The following is a 22,129-nucleotide window of genomic DNA, read 5'->3' as shown; positions in this document are numbered from 1 at the left end:
ACAATGGCTATTTCCTTTGACAATGCACTGGGTATTCATCCGCAGGCGCTGATGGCGCGGGAGAAGCGTGGTGAAGTGCTCGCCAACAACCTGGCGAATGCCGATACACCGGGCTTCAAGGCACGGGACGTGGACTTCCGGGCGATGATGGAAAAGGCCCAGCAGGAGGCCAGTGGTTTCGGCATGTCGCGCACCCACGAGTCCCATATGGACACGACGGCAGGCGGGATGGACAGCGAACTGCTGTACCGCACCCCCCATCAGCCGTCGGTTGACGGCAACACCGTGGATGCCCAGCAGGAGCAGAGCCGGTTCATGCGAAATGCGATGGACTACCAGGCCAGCTTCCAGTTCCTGAACAGCAAGATTTCGGGCCTGAAGAAAGCCCTGAGCGGTCAGTAAAACGGACGCAGCCAGATAACAGAGGAGCGGGATTATGTCCCTGGGAAACATTTTTGATATCGCCGGTTCCGGCATGACCGCACAGTCGCTGCGGCTGAATACCACTGCGTCCAACATCGCCAATGCGGAAACGGCCAGTTCCAGCGTGGAAGGCACCTACCGCGCACGCAAGCCGGTGTTCGCTACCATCCAGCAGTCCATGCTGAACCCGCAGCAGCAGGGGATGGGCTTCGGAAGCGACGAGGGTCCCGGTGCAGGCGTGCGGGTTGAAGGTGTGGTCGAGAGTGATGCCGAGCTGCAGATGCGGTACGAGCCGAATCACCCCGCGGCGAACGAAGACGGTTACGTGTTCTACCCGAACGTGAACGTGGTGGAAGAGATGGCGGACATGATGTCGTCCTCCCGCAGCTTCCAGATGAACGTGGATATCATGAACACGGCAAAATCCATGATGCAGCGCATTCTTACACTTGGGCAGCAGTAAACGGGCGAGGAACGACCGATGAGCGCAATTAACGCAACAGACGCCGCCGATGTACTGGGCAAGTATCGCGTCCAGCAAAACTCCACGGCTGCCGGCAATAACGAACTGGGCAAGAACGAGTTCATGGACCTGATGATTGCCCAGTTGAAGAACCAGAACCCGCTGGAACCCCAGGACAACGGCGAGTTTATCTCCCAGTTGGCCCAGTTCAGCTCCCTGGAAGAGATGCAGGGGCTGTCAAAGAGTGTCGACGATGTCGCCAGTCAGTTCCGCTCCACCCAGGCGCTGCAGGCCTCAGCCATGGTGGGTCGCACCGTGCTGGCGCCGTCTGAGGTTGGCATCCTCGGTGCTGAGGGAGAGATCACCGGCACAGTTGAAGTGCCGGCTTCCACCGGTGGCCTGCGCATCTCCATCGAGAGCCAGAACGGTGAGCGGGTGCGGCAGATTGATATGGGCGCCAGTCAGGCGGGCGTTGCCTCCTTCAAGTGGGACGGCACCGACGGTAACGGCAATGCCTTGCCGCCGGGTCCTTACCGCATTGTGGCGGAAGGTTCGTACCCGAGCGGGACTGAACAACTGGCCACCCGCGTCAGCGCCAACGTGGACAGCGTGTCCCTGGGGCAGGGCGGCAAGGTGACACTGAACCTGGCAGGCATGGGCTCCATCGCCCTGTCGGACGTCGAACAAATCAACTGATACCGGTGCACAACCACGAGGTGAATTATGGCTTTTAACACAGGGCTTAGCGGTTTGAGGGCAGCGTCCGTTGATCTGGATGTCACCGGTAACAACATTGCCAATGCCAGCACCGTTGGCTTCAAGGGCAGTAAGGCGCAATTCGGCGATCTGTATGCCAGCGGCTTCCTGAGCTCCGGTACCAACCCGGTGGGCGACGGTGTTCGCGTTCAGGACGTGAAGCAGTCATTCGGGCAGGGCAACATCAGCTTCACCGATAACGGCCTGGACATGGCGATCAACGGTGACGGCTTCTTTATTCTCAACAATGGCGGCGAGATCCGCTATTCCCGGGCCGGTCAGTTTGGCCTGGATAAAGACGGGTTTGTCACCAACAACCAGAACATGCGGGTACAGGGTTACACGGCGGATGCCGATGGCAACCTCTCCGGTATCCGCGGCGACCTGCAGGTTGAGACCGACAACCTGGCGCCACGGCGCACGACTAGCTTGCGCTCAGATCTGAACTTAGATTCGCGAGAGGAGGTCCTGGAGAATCGGGTAGTCAGTCTTGGCGCAGATATACCCCTCAACAATGTCCTTGGCGATGCATTTACGATTGGTTACCGCGACGGAACGAGTTCTTCGCTCGTATCGATGCCTACTTCTTTGTCGCCTGGTCAGGGAGCAGACTTCATAGCAAATAAGCTTAACGAGCAAAAGGTATTGAGTGCGTCCGCGAGAACTGAGACCACAATTTCAGGAGCGACGTCCCCAACACTCACCCCACTCGCTCAAGCGCTGAGTGACACGGGCTTCGAGTTTTCCCTTGCGGTAAATGGTAGTACGCCGTTTACGTTGGACGATCCCGGTATAACGGATGTCGCAAGCTTGGCGTCAGCAATCAATAACGCAAACTTCGGGAGCCCCAAAACTATTAGCGCCGAAGCCGATGGGGAAAACCTGATTGTTCGAGATAGCCGGGGGCAGACACTCGACATTTCGGTTAATAGTGACAACACTAGCTCCCAGCAACTTGATCTGGCTTATGGCACTCTTAGTACTGTGCAGGCCGATAGCAGAGTTTCCTCTATTGAAACCGATGGCTCTGCAACTAATGATCCTGGTTTCGCAGAGGGAGCATTTAATGCAGGGTCTGTTGATCCAATAATCACAAATGAGTTTAACCCGATCGACCAACGTACTTACAACCATGCTACGTCAAGCACCATATACGACAGTCTCGGTAACTCTCATGAGTTAACCCAGTTTTTCGTAAAGGAACCGCCCTCAGGGGCTGCGGTGGGTCAGAGTCAGTGGTCAGTTTATCTCCAGATTGATGGAGAATATGTAGGCGGTACTGAGGAAAACCCATACACAGCGACATTTAATCAAGACGGGGAGCTTCTTAGCGTAAACAATGATCCTAACGGCGAGATCATCGTTACCGACTGGGAACCAAAAGATCCGAATGGAAGGCCGAATGGCGCAGCCGGAGCTCCTAGTGATCCTTCTAAGGTCACCAGCCCAATATCCGAACCGTTGAACAGCTCTGCTTTCGTCATTGACCTCGGTAATACGACCCAGTATGGCAGCACGTTCGGAGTCAACGATCAACGCCAAAACGGCTACACCACCGGGCGCCTCTCCGGTCTGGACGTGTCCGACCAGGGTATTCTTTTTGCCCGCTATACCAATGGTCAGTCGAAAGAGCTTGGCCAGGTTGCCCTGGCGGCGTTCAACAATACCGATGGCCTGTCACCGGTGGGGGAGACCACCTGGGTGGAAACCTTTGAATCGGGCCAGCCGATCATCGGTGCGCCGGACACCGGCACTCTGGGCTCCATCAAGGCCAGTTCCGTTGAGGATTCCAACGTGGATCTATCGGCAGAGCTGGTAAATCTGATCATCGCCCAGCGCAACTATCAGGCCAACGCCAAGACCATCGAAACCTCCGATGCGGTCACTCAGACCATCATCAACCTCCGATAATGTCTGAATCGTAATTCTGGCACAACTCCTGCAGGAAGACTGGAAACAGTCAAAATTCCGGCAGGAGTTTTCCCATGGATAAAGCCCTTTATATTGGAATGTCTGGCGCCAAGCAGAACATGCTGGCCCAGCGTGCGCACGCCAATAACCTGGCTAACGTCAGCACCACAGGGTTCAAGAAAGACTTCGCCCAGGCCCGCAGTATGCCGGTCTTTGGAGAGCATCACCCGACCCGAGCCTACGCCATGACCGAACGCCCCGGCACGGATCTTTCCGCAGGCGCGTTGATGGAAACCGGCCGCAAGATGGATGTTGCCGTGGACGGTGAAGGCTGGCTGGCGGTGCAGAACCAGCGTGGCGAGGAAGTGTTTACCCGTTCCGGCAGCCTCCAGATCGATGTGAACGGCCTGCTCCGCAATGCCAACGGCGACATGGTGATGGGCAACGGTGGCCCGGTTGCGCTGCCGCCTTTCGATAACCTGCAGGTGGGTGCCGACGGCACGATCTCCATCGTACCGGTGGGCGGTTCGCCGGATCAGCTGGTGGAAATCGACCGCCTCAAGCTGGTGAATCCTCCCCCTGAAGCGCTCGAGAAGGGCGAAGACGGTTACATTCGACGCAAACCGGACCAGGCGCTCGACGGCCCTGAGCCGCCGGACGCTGCCTTGCGGGTGGCCTCCGGGTTCCTGGAAAGCTCCAATGTCAATGCGGTGGAAGAGATGATCGCCAATCTGCAACTGTCGCGGCAGTACGAGATGCAGGTGAAGGTAATGAGCACCGCAAAAGAGAATTCCGAGGCTTCGGCACGGCTGTTGCAGAACCTCTGATAAACCACAGCACTATGCGGCGGTAGGGTGAAAAAGCGGCAAACAATGGCCGCCCTTACGACCCCCGCGGCAAGGAGTAAAACCATGCATCCAGCACTTTGGGTCAGCAAAACCGGGTTAAGCGCTCAGGACACCAAGATGTCCACCATTTCCAACAACCTGGCCAACGTGAACACCACCGGTTTCAAAAAAGACCGCGCGGTGTTTCAGGATCTGCTGTATCAGATCAACCGGCAGCCGGGGGGTATGAACACCCAGAATTCGGAACTGCCCTCCGGGCTGCAGCTGGGTACCGGTGTGCGGGTGGTGGGCACCACCAAGCAGTTTTCCCAGGGCAACCTGGAAGTGACGGAGCAGCCGCTGGATCTGGCGGTGAATGGCCGGGGTTTTATGCAGATTCTGCTGCCGGACGGCCAGATTGCCTACACCCGCGATGGCCAGTTTCAGCTCAACGCTGACGGCGACATCGTGAATCCGGACGGCTACACGCTGGAACCGAACATCAATATTCCCGAAAACGCCACCAACGTCACCATTGGTAAAGACGGCACGGTGTCGGCGGTAGTGGACGATCAGGCGGCCCCGGTCAATCTGGGGGAGATAACCCTGGTGGATTTCATCAACCCGCAGGGCCTGCAGGCCATCGGTAACAACCTGTACAAGGCGACCAATGCCAGCGGCGATCCCGCGGAAGGTGAGCCCGGGATTGGCGGGCTGGGCAGCCTCGAGCAGGGTATGGTGGAGTCATCCAACGTTGAGGTTGTGGAAGAGCTGGTCAGCATGATCACCACCCAGCGGGCATATGAAATGAACTCCAAGGTGGTTTCCGCCACCGACCAGATGCTGCAGTTCATTACGAATAATATCGGTTAACCGGTTCCCGGTTTGCTGAGGGGATAAGACATGAAACGCATCGCGATGACCAAAAGCGGAACACCTGTCAGTGCCCTGGCGCTGGTGGGAGTTCTGATCGTGCTGCAGGGATGCACTGCCATGAGCCGGCCACGGGCAATCCCGGATGATCCTGCCTACGCGCCGGTGAGAGCTGAAGCCATGATGCAGCGTGACCCGCATTCCGGCGCCATCTTTCAGACATCACGCAACCATAACCTCTATGGCGATACCGTGGCGCTGAACGTGGGCGATGTGCTGACGGTGACGCTTGAGGAATCAACGCGGGCGAGCAAGAACGCGGAAACCAGCATTACCAAGGACCAGGAAGTGTCTCTTCTGGCCGCCGAACTGCTGGGCAAGACCGGCCTCGATGTAAACACCGATCTGCAGCATGAGCGGGATTTCGAAGGCTCGGCGGAAGCGGATCAGAGCAACAGTCTTGCCGGCAGCATTACCGTCACGGTCACGGAAGTGCTGCCCAACGGCGTGCTGCACATCCGTGGAGAAAAATGGTTGTCGTTGACCAACGGAGATGAATACATCCGTTTGACGGGCCTGGTCCGTCCCCAGGATATCGCTCCGGACAATACCGTGGCATCGAACCGCATCGCGGATGCCCGCTTTGCCTACGGCGGCACCGGTGATTTCGATCAGGCCAATCAGATGGGCTGGCTGGCGCGCTTCTTCAACAGTGAGTGGTGGCCGTTATGAGGATGATCCGTTTCTGGGTTGTCGTTCTGGCGTTGTCCGTGGTGGCGTCACCGGTGTTGGCCGATCGGCTGAAGGATCTGGCGCGCATCAAGGGCGTGCGTAACAACCAGCTCGTTGGCTATGGCCTGGTGGTGGGCCTGGACGGTACCGGTGATAAAGCGCCGTTCACCAACCAGACCTTTCGTAACATGATGAACCAGTTCGGCGTCACCCTGCCTGAGGGCGTGAACCCGAATCTGGCCAACGTGGCCGCGGTAACAGTGAGCGCGACCCTGCCGCCGTTCGCCAAGCCCGGCCAGGAAATGGACATTACGGTGTCGTCGATCGGCAATGCGGACAGCCTTCGTGGCGGCACGCTGCTGATGACGCCGCTCAAGGGTGCGGATGGGCAGGTATACGGCATGGCTCAGGGCAGTCTCGTCGTGGGTGGTTTCGGCGCCCAGGGCCAGGACGGGTCACGGATCACCGTGAACGTGCCGTCGGTCGGGCGCATTCCCAACGGCGCCACCATCGAGCAGGAAGTCGTTTCGCCGTTCAGCAAGGGCGACACCATTACGTTTAATCTGCTGCGTGCGGATTTTACGACCGCCCGGCGCGTTGTTGAGGCAATCAACGGCACCCTCGGCCCAGACATGGCGTATGCCCATGACGCCACCTCGGTGTCGGTAAAGGCACCCCGCGACGTCAATCAGCGGGTGAGCTTTCTGTCGATTCTGGAGAACATCGAAGTTAACCCTGCGGAGGATGCCGCGAAAGTGGTGATCAACAGCCGCACCGGCACCATCGTGGTGGGCCAGAACGTGAAGGTCAGCCCGGCGGCGGTGACCCACGGCAACCTGACGGTGACCATCGAAGAGAACCCGAACGTGGAGCAGCCCAATCCGTTTGCCGGCGGCGACACGGCGATCGTGCCGAACTCACAGATTGCCATTACCGAAGACCCGGCCCGCATGTTCCAGTTCGGCCCGGCGGTAACGTTGAATGAGATTGTGCAGGCCGTTAACCAGGTGGGCGCCGCCCCCGGTGACGTGATGGCCGTTCTCGAAGCCCTCAAACAGGCCGGTGCGCTGCGCGCCGAGCTGATTGTGATCTAGGTGGCGTGATGCAGGACTCCAGCATTCAACAGGCCCGAATCTACACCGATTTCAGTGGCCTTAACGAACTCAAGAACCAGGCAAGAACGGACAAGAAAGCCGCGCTCGAAGAAGTGGCCCGTCAGTTCGAGAGTCTGTTCCTGGGTGAGATGCTGAAGTCCATGCGCAAGGCCGGCGATGTGTTCGGCGAGGACAATTACCTGAACAGCAATGAATCCCAGCATTACCGGGATATGTTCGACAACCAGCTCAGCCTGAGCCTGTCGGAGAAGCAGGGCACCGGCCTGGCGGAGGCGCTGGTGCGGCAATTGAGCCGTCAGATTCCCGGCATGAACGAGGAGGGCGACAAGCTCTCCGGCCACAAGGCCACGCTGGCGGATTACGACCGCAGTGTCCCGGCGATCTCGGCGAAGTTGCCCGAAAGGGTCCGGGAAGTGGATCAGGTGGCGCAATCTGACCGCGCACCGGAGGTACCGGCATCCCCGGTTTCCGAACCGCTGCCGCAGCGATTCAGCAGCCCGGAACAGTTTGTGCAGACCCTGTTGCCCATGGCCGAGCGGGTGGCCCGTGACAGCGGTATCGATCCGCGACTGATGGTGGCGCAGGCTGCGCTCGAAACCGGTTGGGGCAAGCACATGATTGAAGGTGGTGATGGGGAGCCCAGTCACAACCTGTTCGGTATCAAAGCGGATCATCGCTGGCAGGGTGAGGCGGTAGAGATTGCCACCACGGAATACCGTGAGGGCGTGCCAATGAGTGAGCGGGCTGCGTTCCGTGCTTACCCGGATTACGAGTCCAGTTTCCGCGACTACGTGGCCTTCCTTGAGTCGAACCCGCGCTACCGCGACGTGCTGGCAAGCGCTGACCAGCCGGAAGTGTTTGCACAGAAACTCCAGGATGCCGGTTACGCTACGGATCCGGAATACGGCGCGAAAATCCGCCGCATCATGAACGGCGATTCCCTGATGACACTCTCGATGGGTGCGTCAGAGGCTGAGGAGTAACAGGATATGGCAGGACTGATCGGTATTGGTCTGACAGGCATCCTTAGCCATCAGACGGCGTTGAACACCACCGGTAACAACATCACCAACGCGAACACGCCGGGCTACAGCCGTCAGGAAGTGCAATTCGGCACCCAGCCGGCACAGCGCACCGGCGCAGGTTCCATTGGCAGCGGTGTCAGTGTGACCAATATCCGCCGGCTGGCCAACGAATTCCTGTCCCAGCAGCTGCGGGAAGACACCACGCTTTACGGCGAACAGCAAACTCTCAACTCTGAGCTCAGCCGCCTGGACAACCTGCTGGGTAGTGAGACGACCGGGCTCAGCGATGCCCTGAACAATTTCTTTGCCAGTCTTCAGAACGCGGCGGAAGACCCGGCTTCGCTGCCCCAGCGTCAGCTTGTGCTGAGCGAGGCGCAGCAGGTGGTGAACCGTTTCCAGGCGCTGAACCAGGAGTTCATCCAGCAGCGCGAGGCGGTGAAAACCCAGATGCAGCAAGGCGTGAAAGACGCCAATACGCTGCTGAAAAGCATTGCCGAGCTGAACCTGGCGATTTCCGAATCACCGGGGCTGGCCGAGGGCAAGATGCCCAATGAACTGCTTGATAAGCGTGACGAGGCGTTGCGTGAGCTGTCCGAGCTGGTGGGTATCAAGGTCACCCCAACCGAAGGCAGTCAGGTAAATGTGTCCCTGAACAACGGATTGTCGCTGGTGGTGGGCAGTAACGCGGCAGAATTTGGTACCCGCGAGAATACCGCAGACCCCACTTCGCTGGAGTTCACGTTACGCAACGGTGGCCGCACGCTGGTGGTGGATAACCAGATCAACGGCGGCAAGCTCGGCGGTTTGCGCCGTTTCGAAGCGGAAGCCCTGAAGCCGGCTTTTGACGAGCTGGGGCGGGTAGCCATTGCACTGTCCGACACCATGAATCATCAGCACGAAATCGGCCTGGATCTCGAGGGTGAGCTTGGCGGTCGATTCTTTACCGACATCAACGATCTGGCGGCACAGCGCGGGCGGGTCATTGCCGATGCCAACAACCAGGTGCCCAAAGACGCGCAACTGGCGGTGGAAATCACCGACAGCCAGGTCCTCGAGGCAGGCAGCTGGACGTTGCAGTTCAGCGGCGATGGGCGCAACTATGAATTGATTGACAATGAAACTGGTCAGCCGGTCAATCAGGGGCGTTTGCCGGATCCGGTGGAGTCCGAGATTTCGATGCCGGGCTTCAACATCCGCATTGAGGGTGGCACCTTCAATGCGGGCGACAAATACCTCATTCAGCCGACCCGCAACGCGGCCGCCAACATGGGCCTTGAAGTGCAGCGGGAAGAGGATCTGGCGTTCGCCAGCCCGGTTCGGGCGGAGTCCGATCTCGGGAACAGCGGGACCGCGAAAATCAATCAGGGCAAAATGCTGGCCGTTCGCAATCCGTTCACTAACTCCTTGTTGCCGTCGTTCCGTACCGAGGGCGAGCTGAGCAATGGCCCTTTAGAAGTGCGTTTTACTGATGATGGTTCTGGCAATTTGTCCTACAGCGTATTCGATAACACAGGAAGCGCAACGCCCCTTGTCGGTCCGAAACCATACCAGCCCGGCATTTCCAACAAGCTGTTCAGTGAAGATCCACGCGATGGCGCAGAATACCAGGGTTTCCAGTTTGAGATTTCAGGTAACCCGGCGGACGGGGATGTCTTTACCATCGACTTTAACAAGAATGGGGTATCCGACAATCGCAATGCTGAGTTTCTCGCGGCGCTCGGCACCGCCAATACCATGAACCGCGGCACTCAGAGCTTCACTGAGGGGTATGCCGGTCTGGTGGAGGCGGTCGGGGTAAAGACCCGCCAGAGCCAGCTTGACAGCGACGCCGGCAAGACCTTGCTGGAGCAGTCAACCAATCAGCGGGAATCGGTCTCCGGGGTGAACCTGGATGAAGAGGCCGGGAAGCTCATTCAGTACCAGGCAGCCTATAACGCTTCCGCTCAGGTTGTGAGCGTGGCGCAGGATTTGTTCAACACTCTGTTGCAGAGTTTCCGGTAACAGAGAGAGGTGATGTGACATGATCAGAATTTCATCACAACAGGTGTTCTCCGGCGGCATCAACCGGCTTCAGGATCTCAACAGTGGTCTGAACAAGACCTCGGAACAGATCTCTACCGGCAAGCGGGTGAATCGACCCTCGGACGATCCGGTGGCCGCGGCGCGTATCCTCAAGCTTGACCAGGAGCTGGGGCGGGTTGAGACCTACCAGCGCAATGCCCAGCTGGCGGACAACCGCCTGAAGCAGGAAGAAAGTACCCTGGGCAGCGCCATCGATGTGATTCAGCGGGTGCGGGAACTGACGGTGCAGGCCGGTAACGGATCCCTGTCCGCCAACGACCGCCAGTCGCTGGCGTCGGAAATGAAGGAGCGGCTGGGCCAATTGGCGAATATCGCCAATACGAAAGATGCGTCCGGTGAGTTTATCTTCAGCGGGTTCCAGGGTAACCAGCAGGCGTTCTCTCAGAATGTATCCGGAGACTGGGTGTACCAGGGCGATGAAGGCCAGCGGGTACTGGAGATCGACGATGGTGTGACGGTTCCGATCAGCGATCACGGCAAGGGTATTTTCGTGGATGTCGCAGCCGCCGAGCCGACGTTTTTTGCGGAGGCCGCATCAAGCAATGTTAACGGCGCACAGATATCATCGGGAGCTGTGGTCGACCAAGATGCCTTTAATGCTGCCTACGCAAGCTCTAAAATCGATTATGTAGTCGAGGTTGACAGTAGTGGCGCATACGCAATCTCGTCACGAAATGGCGATGGCCCGCCAGATCCTTCGCTACCGGAAGTCGGAACCTTTGTCAGCGGGGAACCCATCGTTTTCCGAGGTATGCAATTTGAGATCTTTGGTGACGCGCCCGAAGCTGGAAAGCCGCCGTTGAATTTCACCCTGAAAACCGCTCAGAAACAATCGGTCTTCACCACCGTTGAAAAGCTGATCTACGGGCTGGAAAGCATCGATAAATCCGCAGCCGGCGGACAGCAAGCCTATGACGATCTCATCGCCAACTCGCTGACCAACCTGGACAACGCCCAGGAAAGCATCGTGCTCAAGCAGACCGAGCTCGGCGGGCGGATGAACGCGGTGGAATCCACCCAGTCGTTCCTGGAGGACTCGTCGGTTTACAGCAACGAAATCCGGTCTCAGCTGCAGGACGTGGACTACGCCGAGGCGATCAGCAATCTGAGCTTCCAGAGCTTCGTGCTGCAGGCGGCGCAACAGTCCTTCGCCCAGGTGTCGAGACTGTCCCTGTTCGACCGCCTGTAAAAAAGGCAGCCGGCACAGGGAAGTGCGGCGCTTGTTATTGCTTTCGGAGTCAGGCTCAGTATAATCCCCAGCACTCTCCGATGGCGGCGTGGTGAAATTGGTAGACACGACGGATTCAAAATCCGTTGGGGTAAAACCCGTGGCGGTTCGAGTCCGCCCGCCGCTACCACTTACAAGCCGCAGTACGCGGTGTCGTGAACAGTCCATTCAATGAATGTCTCCGATTTCCACTTTGATCTGCCGGATGAACTCATCGCCCGGTATCCACTCAAAGAGCGCAGCGCTTCCCGATTGTTAAGCCTCAATGGCCTGTCCGGGAATGTCAGTCACCTGCGATTTACCGATTTACCCGAACTGCTTCAGCCAGGAGACCTGCTGGTCTTCAACGATACCCGGGTTATCCCTGCGCGACTGTTCGGGCGCAAGGAATCCGGCGGCCAGGTTGAGATACTGGTCGAGCGGGTGTTGGGTCAGCGCGAGATCGTTGCCCATGTGCGCGCCTCCAAGGCGCTGAAGCCGGGCCAGAGCGTGATTCTTGAAGATGGCACTGCCCTGCAGATGACCGGCCGCGACGACGCTCTGTTTCACCTGGAATGTGGCAGCGGGGAGGATATCCTCGACCTGCTCGAGCGCATAGGCCATATGCCGCTGCCACCGTATGTGGATCGTCCGGACGAAACCTCGGATCGGGAGCGTTACCAGACCGTCTACGCCCGTGAAGCCGGTGCGGTCGCTGCACCCACGGCGGGTCTACATTTTGACGAGGCCATGCTCGAGCGATTGCAGGCCGCTGGTGTGGAGGTGGCCTGGGTCACGCTGCATGTGGGCGCGGGCACGTTTCAGCCCGTGCGAGTGGATCGCATCGAAGACCACGTAATGCACAGTGAGGTGGCTCATGTACCCGAGGCAACGGTCGAGGCCGTGAATCGCACACGCGCCCGGGGTGGGCGAGTGGTGGCCGTTGGCACAACGTCGGTTCGCTCGCTGGAATCTGCCAGTCGCGGTGGCGTGCTCCGGGCGTTTCGTGGCGAAACCGATATTTTTATTCATCCCGGGTATCGCTTTCAGACCGTGGATGCCATGGTCACCAATTTCCACCTGCCAGAATCGACATTGATCATGCTGGTCAGTGCGTTTGCCGGCTATAACAATGTGATGGCGGCGTATGCCGAGGCCGTTCGGGAGAAATACCGTTTCTTCAGTTATGGTGACGCTATGTTCATTACTGGCCAGGAGCCGAGCCTGGGCACCCTGCGTGCACACAGCGGGGCAGCCGATCCAGACAGCGGAGTGAAATCGTGAGTGAATCCTGCTTTATGTCGTTCGAGAAGCTGGGGGAAGACGGCCGCGCCCGCCGCGGGCGACTGACCTTTCCCCGGGGCACCGTGGAAACGCCGGCGTTCATGCCGGTGGGCACCTATGGCACCGTCAAGGGCATGCTCCCGCGGGACATCAAAGAGATTGGCGCAGAGATCATCCTGGGGAACACCTTCCACCTGATGCTGCGCCCGGGCACCGAGGTCGTGAAGGCCCACGGCGATCTGCATGACTTTACCCAGTGGCAGGGGCCGATCCTCACCGATTCCGGCGGTTTCCAGGTGTTCAGTCTCGGTGAAATGCGCAAGATTACCGAGGAGGGTGTCACCTTCCGCTCCCCGGTGGATGGCTCGCCCGTGAAGCTGAACCCGGAAATTGCCATGCAGGTCCAGCGCGACCTGGGTTCCGACATCGTGATGATCTTCGACGAGTGCACGCCATACCCCGCGACTGAAAAACAGGCCAGGGAATCCATGGAGCTTTCCCTGCGCTGGGCCCAACGCAGCAAGGATGCCCACGCGGGCAATCCGGCCGCGCTTTTCGGTATTGTCCAGGGCGGCATGTACGAGGGCCTGCGGGATGAATCCCTGGCTGGCCTGACCGACATCGGCTTCGACGGTTACGCCATTGGCGGCCTGTCGGTGGGTGAGCCCAAAGAAGACATGATCCGCATCCTCGATCATCTGCCACCGCGGATGCCGGCGGACAAGCCCCGTTACCTGATGGGGGTGGGTCGGCCTGAGGATCTGGTCGAGGCGGTTCGCCGCGGGGTGGATATGTTCGATTGCGTGATGCCGACCCGCAACGCCCGTAACGGCTATCTGTTCACCTCCACCGGAATCGTCAAGATCCGCAACGCCAGGAACCGTCACGATACCGGTCCGCTGGACACCAGCTGCGACTGCTACACCTGCCAGAACTTTTCGAGAAGTTATCTGCATCATCTGGATAAATGTGGAGAAATGCTTGGCTCCCAGCTCAACACCATCCACAACCTGAGGTACTACCAGAACCTCATGGCCGGATTGCGTGGCGCTATTGAAGCAGGTACATTGTCGGACTTTATTCACGACTTCTACACCCGCCGAGGGGAGTCTGTGCCGCCGCTGGCGGACTGATGCCTCTGTCCCGGCAGGTCGAAAAGACCCATTAACGATTGAAAACAGTTATCTCAAATAACGGAGACTTTGAATGAAATCGATCAAGCTGCTTGTTGCTGCCCTTATTGCGTTTCTGCCGTCACTGGCCATGGCCCAGGACCCGGCCGCCCAGGGCATGGGTGTTATGGGGCAGGTGATCTTCTTCGCCGGCTTCATCCTGATTTTCTATTTCCTGATCTGGCGTCCGCAGTCCAAGCGTGCGAAAGAGCACAAGGCACTGATGTCCGGCCTCAACAAGGGTGATGAAGTAGTGACTTCCGGCGGTGTTGCTGGCCGTATCACCAAGGTGACCGACGATTTCATCGTGGTTGAAGTGGCCGACAACGTGGAAATCAAGGTGCAGAAAGTAGCGGTTGCTGCCGCGCTGCCCAAAGGCACGCTGAAAGATATCTGAACCGGCGCCTCGCCAGACTGAATTTGCCAAGCCGACATTTCAGAGCCGGTCCCCGGGCCGGCTATAAAGGGAACCCATGCTTAACAAGTACCCGCTCTGGAAAAACCTGATTATCCTGATCGCGTTGGTGATCGGGTTTGTCTACGCCTTACCCAACCTGTTTCCTGACGACCACGCCATACAGATTACCGGTGCCAGAAGCAGCACCGAGATCGATCAGCGTATTCTCGACCGTGCTCTGGACGCCATGGAAGCGGAAGGTATTGCCGTCAAAAGCAGCGAGTTGCAGGACAGGAACGGGCTGATCCGGGTACAGAACGGTGACGACCAACTGAAAGCGCGCCCGGTTGTTCAGGAAGCCCTGGGTAGCGATTACCTGGTGGCACTGAACATGGCGCCGTCCACCCCGGACTGGCTGAGAAGCCTGGGTGCGGGGCCGATGAAGCTGGGCCTGGATCTGCGCGGTGGTGTTCACTTCCTGCTGGAAGTGGACATGGAAACGGCGGTTGAGCAGCGCCTTGAGGCCACGTCGGGGCAAATCAAGCGCGAACTTCGGGAAGAACGCATCCGCTATCGCGGCGGTGATCTTGAAGGGCGCCAAATCGTTCTCAGCTTCCGCGACGAGCAGTCGCGCAGCGAAGCGTTCAGTCTGATCCGCGATCAGTACAACCAGTTCCTGATGGACGAACAAACCGACGGGGACGAACTGAAAATCGTTCTGTCGTTGTCTGAGCAGGAAGTAAAATCCATTCAGGATTATGCCCTGGAACAGAACCTCACCACGATCCGTAACCGGGTAAATGAGCTGGGTGTCGCCGAACCGCTGGTGCAGCGTCAGGGCGCTGACCGTATCATTGTGGAACTGCCCGGTGTTCAGGATACGGCGCAGGCCAAGCGGGTTCTGGGCGCTACCGCCAACCTGGAGTTCCGTCTGGAGGCCCGCCAGGATGCGCCATCAGCCGAAACGGAGTCTTTCCCATTCCGTGACAACCCGCAGCGAACCGCCCGTCTTGAGCGGGAGGTCATTGTTACCGGTAATAACGTCTCCAACGCTCAGCAGGCCTTTGATGAAAACGGCCAGCCCCAGGTCAACATCACCATGGATTCGGTGGGCGGAGACCTGATGAACCGCGCCACCCGTAACGCCATTCAGCGTCGGATGGCGGTATTGTTCATTGAATACAAGACCGAAACCCAGCAGCAAATGGTGGACGGGGAAATGCAGTCCGTCGAAGAGCGGGTGGTGGAGAAGGGCATCATCAGCCTTGCAACCATCCAGTCCGCGCTTGGCAGCAGTTTCCGCATCACCGGTCTGGATTCGATACCCGAAGCCTCGGAACTGGCGCTGTTGCTGCGAGCCGGTTCTCTGGCTGCGCCCATGTACTTTGTTCAGGAACGCACCATCGGTCCGAGCCTGGGGCAGAAGAACATTGATGCCGGCATGATGTCGGTGGCGCTGGGCTTCGCACTGGTACTTGTCTACATGGCGATCTACTACCGCGGGTTCGGTATGATTGCCAACGTCGCCCTGACCCTGAACCTGATGATGCTGATTGCCTGCATGTCGATCCTGTCGGCTACCCTGACGTTGCCCGGTATTGCCGGTATTGTGCTGACAGTGGGTATGGCGGTCGATGCCAACGTACTGATCTTTGAGCGCATACGTGAGGAACTCAAGGCGGGGGTTCCGCCCCAATCGGCTATTAATTCGGGTTACTCCCGCGCGTTTGTGTCAATTGTCGACGCCAACATCACCACACTTCTGGTGGCCGTGATTCTGTTCGCCATGGGCTCTGGCCCGGTGAAAGGCTTCGCCATCACCTTGTGCCTCGGTATTCTCACGTCGATGTTCTCCGGCCTGATGGTCAGCCGCAGCATCGTGAACCTGGTATACGGCGGTCGCAAGATCGAGAAGCTGTCGATCGGAGGAAAGCTGGCTAATGTCTGATACACAGAAGAAGCCTATTGATTTCATGGGAATACGGAAGATTGCTTCCGTTTTCTCCATCACCCTGATTATTGTCTCTATCGCGCTATTGGCCACCCGTGGCCTGAATCTGGGCATGGATTTTACCGGGGGCACCTCAGTCGAGCTGGAATATCAGCAGGCCCCGGCGCTGGCTGAAGTGCGCACCACCCTGAATGAAGCCGGGTACAGCAACTTTGTGGTGCAGAACTTCGGTTCGGACACCACCGTTCTGGTGCGGATGCGCGAGTCCGGTAACGATGAGCTTGCCCGCGAAGTCACCGGTGCGTTGTCTGCGTCCGGGGCTGAGCTCGAGTTGGTCAGCTCCGAGTTCGTGGGTTCCCAGGTAGGTGAGGAGCTGAAAGAAGACAGCGGTCTCGGGCTGCTGATCGCGCTGGCCGTCGTACTGATCTATGTCGGTATGCGCTTCCAGTTCAAATTCGGTATCGCCTCGGTACTGCCGTTGGCCCACGATGTCATTATCGTTCTTGGCGTATTCGCGCTGTTCCAGTGGACCTTTGATCTGACCGTGCTGGCGGCCCTGTTGGCGGTCATTGGTTACTCGCTGAACGACACCATCGTGGTTGCGGACCGAATCCGGGAGAACTTCCGCAAACTGCGGGAAGGGGATTCCTGGTTCATCATCAACGAGTCCATTCACCAGACCATAAGCCGTACCATCAACACCTCCGGTACGACACTTGTGGTGCTTCTGGCGCTCTACCTGTTCGGTGGCGAGGCCATCAATAACTTTGCGTTGGCGCTGATGATCGGCGTGGTGGTTGGTACCTATTCCTCCATCTATGTGTCAGCAAACATGTTGATGGTGCTCGGTGTGAGCCGGGAAGACCTGATGGTGCCTGCCAAGGAAGGAGCGGTGGATCAGGAAGAGGAAGAGCAGCCTCCGGAGTGGCTGAACCGGATGTGACATCCGGCCCATGGCCATAAAAAAAGCCGCACCCCTCAGGGTGCGGCTTTTTTATTGTCCGCTTTCCGGTATCAGCGCGGCAGTCGGCCGCGGAACGGGTGCAGTACTTTCAATACTTCGCGGAACAGCTTCGGATTGGCAACAACCAGTTGGCGGGCCTGGCCCGTCGAAGGATTGCCGGAGAAGTCACCAGTCAGCGCGCCCGATTCCATGGCGAGGCTGATGCCAATGTCGAGATCGGCGGCTTCGGGGCGAAAAATGATGGCGGCGTCCAGGTGCCCGGCGGAAACCCTTGCGATATCCAGCGCCACGCAGCCGGAGGTGCGGAACATGCCGGTTTCACGCGCAATAACCGACGCCATTTCACCCCACAGCAAGGGATCGTCGCCGCTGCGGGCCTGATCGAGCAGGTTGCTTGCGATGGCCGCTTGCTGAGTCTGGCGGATTTCGCTGGTGCGGACGCGACGACTGTTCAGTGCGGCGCCGTGGCCGCGACTGGCCGAGTATTCCTCACCGGTGATCGGATTGACCAGCAGCAGGTTCTCTGCGCGGTTGTTCTTCTTCTGCACCAGGGCCAGGGCAAAATCCGGAATGCCCCGCAGGAAATTCTCACGCCCGAGCAGCGGAAAAATATGCCAGCTCTTGTCGCTGCCGCCCGCATCGGATTCGCCCATCGGCGCAATGGTGTGGTCTTTGTAGGCTTTTTCGAGCTGCTCGGTAAAGTTGCCGTAAATCGACGTTTCAACCCGTTCCAACTGGCTGCGACGATCGGCGTCGTCCTTGCTGTTGGGTTCCTGGCGCTCGAAATGTGCTTTCAGATAGTCAGACCCCTGACGCGCGACGCGCAAGGCCATTTTGATTGCTGGTTGCATCTGAGTGTTCATTATCCGGGTGTGTGAAGGTCGCGTATCATAGCAAAAGATGAGCCCCCTTGTATGTTTTTTGCCTTAGCAATGTCACGGATAGCACCGGGTTTCGGGATGTTCGGAGAGGCAAGGGCGCCGCGGAATCTGCTATCATTGCGAACCCGAACGTAATCACAGAGAACATGCTCCATGCACAAGCCGGCACTTCCGCAGGAAGGCACAGACACGTTTCAGGATCAGCTCCGCATTGTACTGGTAGAAACCTCCCACTCGGGAAACATCGGCGCAGTGGCTCGCGCCATGAAGAACATGGGGCTGGGTAGCCTGTATCTGGTCAATCCGGCGTCGTTTCCGGATGAGGCATCTTACGCCCGCGCCGCCGGTGCTTCCGACGTTCTGGACAATACCCGGGTTGTGTCCTCGCTGGATGAGGCGATTTCCGACTGTGTTCTGGTGATGGGCACCAGTGCCCGCGGGCGCAAAGTTCCCTGGCCGGTGATAGCGCCGCCGGAAGCGGCGGCCAAAGCGGCTGAACATACCGCCGCAGGCCCTGTCGCCCTGGTGTTCGGGCGCGAGAATCACGGTCTCAGTAATGACGAGTTGCAGCGCTGCCATTTTCACATCCATATACCCTCCAATCCGGATTACAGCTCGCTGAATCTGGCCATGGCGGTACAGGTGGTGAGTTATGAAATGCGAATGCATTTTCTGCGAGGCCTTGAAGGTGGTGAAGGCAGCCCATACCTAAAGGCGATGACCGAGCCCGGCGATGAGGGCTGGGATGTGCCCGTGGCACCGGTCAGTGATGTGGAAGGTTTCTTCGGTCATCTGGAGCAGGTGTTGGTGGATATCGACTTTCACCGTCGCGAGAATCCCCGCCAACTGATGACCCGATTGCGTCGGCTGTTCCAGCGCGCGAAGCTGGATCAGATGGAGATCAATATTCTCAGGGGAATTCTCACTGCCGTGCAGAAATCTTCCGGAACAAAACAGACCGGTCAGCCGAAGGCAGCGGACCAACCCGTGAGTGGGCAGGAAGAAGATCATGTTTGAGCGATTGAGGGAAGACGTCAGCAGTGTGTTCCATCGGGACCCGGCTGCGCGGAATACCTTTGAGGTGCTGACGAACTATCCGGGGCTGCACGCGCTGCTGTTTCACCGGTTTTCACACTGGCTCTGGCGTCTAGGCCTGAAATGGCTGGCGCGGACCATTTCCACGCTCGCGCGCTGGTTTACCGGAATAGAGATTCATCCGGGCGCCACCATCGGTCGACGGTTTTTTATTGATCATGGCATGGGCGTTGTCATCGGGGAAACGGCGGTGATCGGTGATGACGTGACGCTCTACCAGGGGGTTACCCTGGGCGGCACCAGCTGGAACAAGGGCAAGCGCCATCCCACCATTGGCAATGGCGTTGTGGTGGGCGCCGGCGCAAAGATTCTAGGTCCATTCGAGGTGGGCGAGGGTGCCAAGGTGGGGTCGAACTCCGTGGTGACCAAAGCCGTTCCGGCGGGCGCGACGGTGGTGGGTATTCCGGGGCGCATTATTGTCAAGCGCAAGCCCGTCGAGGGGGATGAGCTGCGTCGCAAGGAAATGGAAGAGCGCATGGGCTTTGACGCCTATGGCGTAACCGAAGAGATGCCGGACCCGGTGGCCCGCGCCATGCGAAGTCTGCTGGACCACATGCATGCCGTGGACGACCGTATTGAAAACATGTGCAAGGCGCTGCGCAAGGTGAACAGTGAGTACCAGAATGGCGCCCTGCCGCCACTGGACGAAGAGGATTTTGACTGCGTTCGGGATGAAGAGCCTCGCAACCAGTGAATACTTGACTGTTTTGGTAGGTCAATTCATACTCGGCGCTGTGAATTCTGATTCATTCCCTCATCGGGGCTGATGCTATGAAGCTGACCACCAAAGGCCGCTATGCCGTTACGGCGATGCTGGATCTGGCGCTCCACGGAGACCAAGGGCCGGTCAGTCTTGCGGACATTTCAGCCCGTCAGGAAATATCCCTCTCGTACCTTGAGCAGCTGTTCTCCCGCTTGCGCAGGCGCCAGCTCGTGGTCAGTATCCGCGGTCCGGGTGGTGGCTATCGCCTCAGCCGTGACGCGGCCTCGGTATTTGTTGCCGAAGTGGTTGATGCGGTCAGCGAGTCCCTCGACACCACTCGTTGTGGAAATAAAGGCGATTGCCAGAATGGTGAGAAGTGCCTTACCCATCATCTGTGGTCGGACCTGAGCGATCAGATTCATCAGTTCCTCAGTGAAATCAGCCTTGCGGATCTGATGAAGAAACGGGAAATCCAGACCGTGGCGGACCGCCAGGATCGCCGTCAGTCGGAATCCGGTTCCCAGACTATCAATACCGAGCGGCTGAACGAACAGACGCCGGCCTGACTCAAGTTTAATCTCGATACCATGATGAAAAAGCCCGTCTATATGGATTACGCGGCGACCACGCCCGTTGATCCGGCCGTTGCCGAACAGATGATCCGCCACCTCACGCCGGACGGCGTTTTCGGCAATCCGGCGTCCCGTTCCCATGCCTATGGCTGGCAGGCGGAAGCCGCGGTGGAGAATGCCCGCAAGCAGGTCGCCGAACTGATTCACGCCGATCCGCGGGAGATCGTCTGGACGTCCGGGGCGACGGAGTCGGACAACCTGGCCATCAAGGGTGCGGTTGCTGGCCGAACGACTGCTCACATTGTGACTTCGGTGATCGAACACAAAGCGGTGGTCGATACCTGCAAGTGGCTGGAGGGGCAGGGCGTTGAGGTGACCTGGCTGACACCCCACGGGAATGGCCGGATTACCGCGGACCAGGTCGCCGAAGCACTGCAGGACAACACCGCCCTGGTCAGCCTGATGCTGGTCAACAACGAGCTCGGGTGTGTGACGGATATCGCCGCCATCGGAGCGTTATTGCGGGAACGCGGTATCCTGTTCCATGTGGATGCGGCCCAGGCAGCCGGCAAGATGGCGGTGGATGTCACCCGGATGCCGGTGGATCTGCTGTCGTTGTCGGCGCACAAGGTCTATGGCCCCAAGGGTATCGGAGCGCTTTACGTGCGTCGTTCGCCGGAGGTGCGGATCGAGGCCCAGATTCACGGCGGTGGCCATGAACGGGGCATGCGCTCCGGCACGCTGCCCACCCACCAGATTGTTGGCATGGGCGCCGCGTTTGCCCTGGCCCAGGACCGGCTGGCAGACGATGAGGCCATGCTGGAAGGCCTGCGGGCCCGGTTTATTGACGGTCTGGCCCAGCTCGACGGCGTGTCGCTCAATGGCAGCGAAGAGGCTCGCGTGCCGGGGATTGTGAACCTGTCCTTTGCGGGGGTGGAGGCCGAGTCGCTGATGCTGGGGTTGCGGGATCTGGCGGTTTCCTCCGGGTCCGCCTGTGCGTCGGCCACGATTGAGCCCTCGTTTGTGTTGCGCGGCATCGGGCTTGATGACGAACAGGCGCACCGTGCGCTGCGTTTCTCGTTTGGTCGCTACAGCACGCGGGAAGAAGTGGATTTCGCGGTGGCACAAATCATTGAAGTTGTTGGGCGTCTCCGCGCGGTGCGGTAGGCAGTAGCCTCCGGACTGCGTATAATCTCAACCCTGAATTTTTAACCTGAACCATACTGGAGAAATATCATGGCAAATGAGCGCACGCTCTCGATTATCAAGCCCGACGCAGTCGCCAAGAACGTCATCGGCGAAATCTACACCCGCTTCGAAAAAGCCGGCCTGAACATTGTAGCCGCCAAGATGATGCACCTGACCCAGGAGCAGGCTGAAGGCTTCTACGCTGAGCACAAAGAGCGTCCTTTCTTCAATGACCTGGTTGCGTTCATGACCTCCGGTCCGGTTGTGGTTCAGGCGCTGGAAGGTGAAGGCGCGATCCTGAAGAACCGTGATCTGATGGGTGCCACCAACCCGAAAGAAGCGGAAGCTGGCACCATCCGTGCTGATTTCGCCTCGTCTATTGACGCGAATGCCGTACACGGTTCCGACTCTGCGGCTTCCGCAGAACGCGAAATCGCGTACTTTTTCAATGACAGCGAGATCTGCCCGCGCGGCTGATTTTGCTGCCGGGGCGGGAAATCTCCCGCCC

22 protein-coding genes and 1 tRNA gene are annotated in these 22,129 nt (G+C 58.7%); 22 read left to right on the top strand and 1 reads right to left on the bottom strand.

Going from position 1 to position 22,129, the window contains the following annotated elements:
* Nucleotides 1-3: 3 nt before the first annotated feature.
* The 17 genes from flgB to secF all read left to right on the top strand — a co-directional run bounded on the left by flgB (nt 4) and on the right by secF (nt 17,161).
* Nucleotides 4-402: a flagellar basal body rod protein FlgB gene (gene flgB / locus DYI22_RS02265; protein ID WP_213476391.1), complete on the top strand. Its 399-nt coding sequence runs from the start codon at nt 4-6 to the stop codon at nt 400-402.
* 34 nt (nt 403-436) lie between these two features.
* Complete coding sequence (gene flgC / locus DYI22_RS02260) at nt 437-886, top strand: flagellar basal body rod protein FlgC (RefSeq protein WP_213476390.1); 450 nt, start codon at nt 437-439, stop codon at nt 884-886.
* An 18-nt stretch (nt 887-904) separates the two neighbouring features.
* On the top strand, nt 905-1,582 hold the full coding sequence (locus DYI22_RS02255; protein WP_213476389.1) for a flagellar hook assembly protein FlgD: 678 nt from the start codon (nt 905-907) through the stop codon (nt 1,580-1,582).
* 27 nt (nt 1,583-1,609) lie between these two features.
* Nucleotides 1,610-3,553 carry a flagellar hook protein FlgE gene (locus DYI22_RS02250; protein ID WP_213476388.1) on the top strand — a complete coding sequence of 648 codons (1,944 nt, stop codon included), beginning with the start codon at nt 1,610-1,612 and terminating at the stop codon, nt 3,551-3,553.
* 74 nt (nt 3,554-3,627) lie between these two features.
* Nucleotides 3,628-4,380, top strand: a complete 753-nt coding sequence (locus tag DYI22_RS02245; protein ID WP_213476387.1) for a flagellar basal body rod protein FlgF — start codon at nt 3,628-3,630, stop codon at nt 4,378-4,380.
* Nucleotides 4,381-4,464: 84 nt separating this feature from the next.
* Nucleotides 4,465-5,253, top strand: a complete 789-nt coding sequence (gene flgG / locus DYI22_RS02240) for a flagellar basal-body rod protein FlgG (RefSeq protein WP_213476386.1) — start codon at nt 4,465-4,467, stop codon at nt 5,251-5,253.
* Between the two features lie 30 nt (nt 5,254-5,283).
* Entirely contained in the window at nt 5,284-5,985 is a 702-nt protein-coding gene (gene flgH / locus DYI22_RS02235) for a flagellar basal body L-ring protein FlgH (RefSeq protein WP_213476385.1), read from the top strand.
* The gene (locus DYI22_RS02230; protein WP_323132854.1) at nt 5,982-7,079 is read left to right on the top strand and encodes a flagellar basal body P-ring protein FlgI; all 1,098 of its coding nucleotides are present in this window, start codon (nt 5,982-5,984) and stop codon (nt 7,077-7,079) included. Before flgH ends, DYI22_RS02230 begins: the two co-directional genes overlap by 4 nt.
* An 8-nt stretch (nt 7,080-7,087) precedes the next feature.
* Nucleotides 7,088-8,083: a flagellar assembly peptidoglycan hydrolase FlgJ gene (gene flgJ / locus DYI22_RS02225; RefSeq protein ID WP_213476384.1), complete on the top strand. Its 996-nt coding sequence runs from the start codon at nt 7,088-7,090 to the stop codon at nt 8,081-8,083.
* A 6-nt stretch (nt 8,084-8,089) separates the two neighbouring features.
* A complete protein-coding gene (flgK, locus tag DYI22_RS02220) occupies nt 8,090-10,126 on the top strand; it encodes a flagellar hook-associated protein FlgK (RefSeq protein WP_213476383.1) in 2,037 nt (678 codons plus the stop codon).
* Nucleotides 10,127-10,145: 19 nt separating this feature from the next.
* Entirely contained in the window at nt 10,146-11,396 is a 1,251-nt protein-coding gene (gene flgL, locus DYI22_RS02215; RefSeq protein ID WP_213476382.1) for a flagellar hook-associated protein FlgL, read from the top strand.
* A gap of 82 nt (nt 11,397-11,478) precedes the next feature.
* Nucleotides 11,479-11,565 (top strand) — tRNA-Leu (locus DYI22_RS02210).
* A gap of 41 nt (nt 11,566-11,606) precedes the next feature.
* Nucleotides 11,607-12,698 carry a tRNA preQ1(34) S-adenosylmethionine ribosyltransferase-isomerase QueA gene (gene queA, locus DYI22_RS02205; protein ID WP_213476381.1) on the top strand — a complete coding sequence of 364 codons (1,092 nt, stop codon included), beginning with the start codon at nt 11,607-11,609 and terminating at the stop codon, nt 12,696-12,698.
* 14 nt (nt 12,699-12,712) lie between these two features.
* The gene (tgt, locus tag DYI22_RS02200) at nt 12,713-13,831 is read left to right on the top strand and encodes a tRNA guanosine(34) transglycosylase Tgt (RefSeq protein WP_213476439.1); all 1,119 of its coding nucleotides are present in this window, start codon (nt 12,713-12,715) and stop codon (nt 13,829-13,831) included.
* 73 nt (nt 13,832-13,904) lie between these two features.
* Nucleotides 13,905-14,267, top strand: a complete 363-nt coding sequence (gene yajC / locus DYI22_RS02195; RefSeq protein ID WP_228300739.1) for a preprotein translocase subunit YajC — start codon at nt 13,905-13,907, stop codon at nt 14,265-14,267.
* 76 nt (nt 14,268-14,343) lie between these two features.
* Nucleotides 14,344-16,215 carry a protein translocase subunit SecD gene (gene secD, locus DYI22_RS02190; protein WP_213476380.1) on the top strand — a complete coding sequence of 624 codons (1,872 nt, stop codon included), beginning with the start codon at nt 14,344-14,346 and terminating at the stop codon, nt 16,213-16,215.
* The gene (gene secF, locus DYI22_RS02185) at nt 16,208-17,161 is read left to right on the top strand and encodes a protein translocase subunit SecF (RefSeq protein WP_213476379.1); all 954 of its coding nucleotides are present in this window, start codon (nt 16,208-16,210) and stop codon (nt 17,159-17,161) included. The genes secD and secF overlap by 8 nt, the downstream gene beginning before the upstream one ends.
* Nucleotides 17,162-17,232: 71 nt before the next feature.
* On the opposite strand, the gene DYI22_RS02180 is transcribed toward secF, so the two are convergent.
* Complete coding sequence (locus DYI22_RS02180; RefSeq protein ID WP_213476378.1) at nt 17,233-18,033, bottom strand: inositol monophosphatase family protein; 801 nt, start codon at nt 18,031-18,033, stop codon at nt 17,233-17,235.
* 183 nt (nt 18,034-18,216) lie between these two features.
* Between DYI22_RS02180 and trmJ the strand changes: the two genes are divergently transcribed.
* From trmJ to ndk, 5 genes are all read left to right on the top strand, one after another.
* The gene (gene trmJ, locus DYI22_RS02175; protein ID WP_213476377.1) at nt 18,217-19,080 is read left to right on the top strand and encodes a tRNA (cytosine(32)/uridine(32)-2'-O)-methyltransferase TrmJ; all 864 of its coding nucleotides are present in this window, start codon (nt 18,217-18,219) and stop codon (nt 19,078-19,080) included.
* Complete coding sequence (cysE, locus tag DYI22_RS02170; protein ID WP_213476376.1) at nt 19,073-19,852, top strand: serine O-acetyltransferase; 780 nt, start codon at nt 19,073-19,075, stop codon at nt 19,850-19,852. The genes trmJ and cysE overlap by 8 nt, the downstream gene beginning before the upstream one ends.
* A gap of 77 nt (nt 19,853-19,929) precedes the next feature.
* Nucleotides 19,930-20,427 (top strand): Fe-S cluster assembly transcriptional regulator IscR, encoded by a 498-nt coding sequence (gene iscR, locus DYI22_RS02165; RefSeq protein WP_213476375.1) that lies wholly within the window; start codon nt 19,930-19,932, stop codon nt 20,425-20,427.
* A 24-nt stretch (nt 20,428-20,451) separates the two neighbouring features.
* A complete protein-coding gene (locus tag DYI22_RS02160; RefSeq protein ID WP_213476437.1) occupies nt 20,452-21,600 on the top strand; it encodes an IscS subfamily cysteine desulfurase in 1,149 nt (382 codons plus the stop codon).
* Nucleotides 21,601-21,669: 69 nt separating this feature from the next.
* On the top strand, nt 21,670-22,098 hold the full coding sequence (gene ndk, locus DYI22_RS02155) for a nucleoside-diphosphate kinase (RefSeq protein WP_213476374.1): 429 nt from the start codon (nt 21,670-21,672) through the stop codon (nt 22,096-22,098).
* Nucleotides 22,099-22,129 lie beyond the last annotated feature (31 nt).

It is taken from the genome of Marinobacter lipolyticus (genome assembly GCF_018424605.1).
Classification (GTDB): domain Bacteria; phylum Pseudomonadota; class Gammaproteobacteria; order Pseudomonadales; family Oleiphilaceae; genus Marinobacter; species Marinobacter lipolyticus_B.
This window is presented reverse-complemented; position numbering and strand designations above follow the sequence as displayed.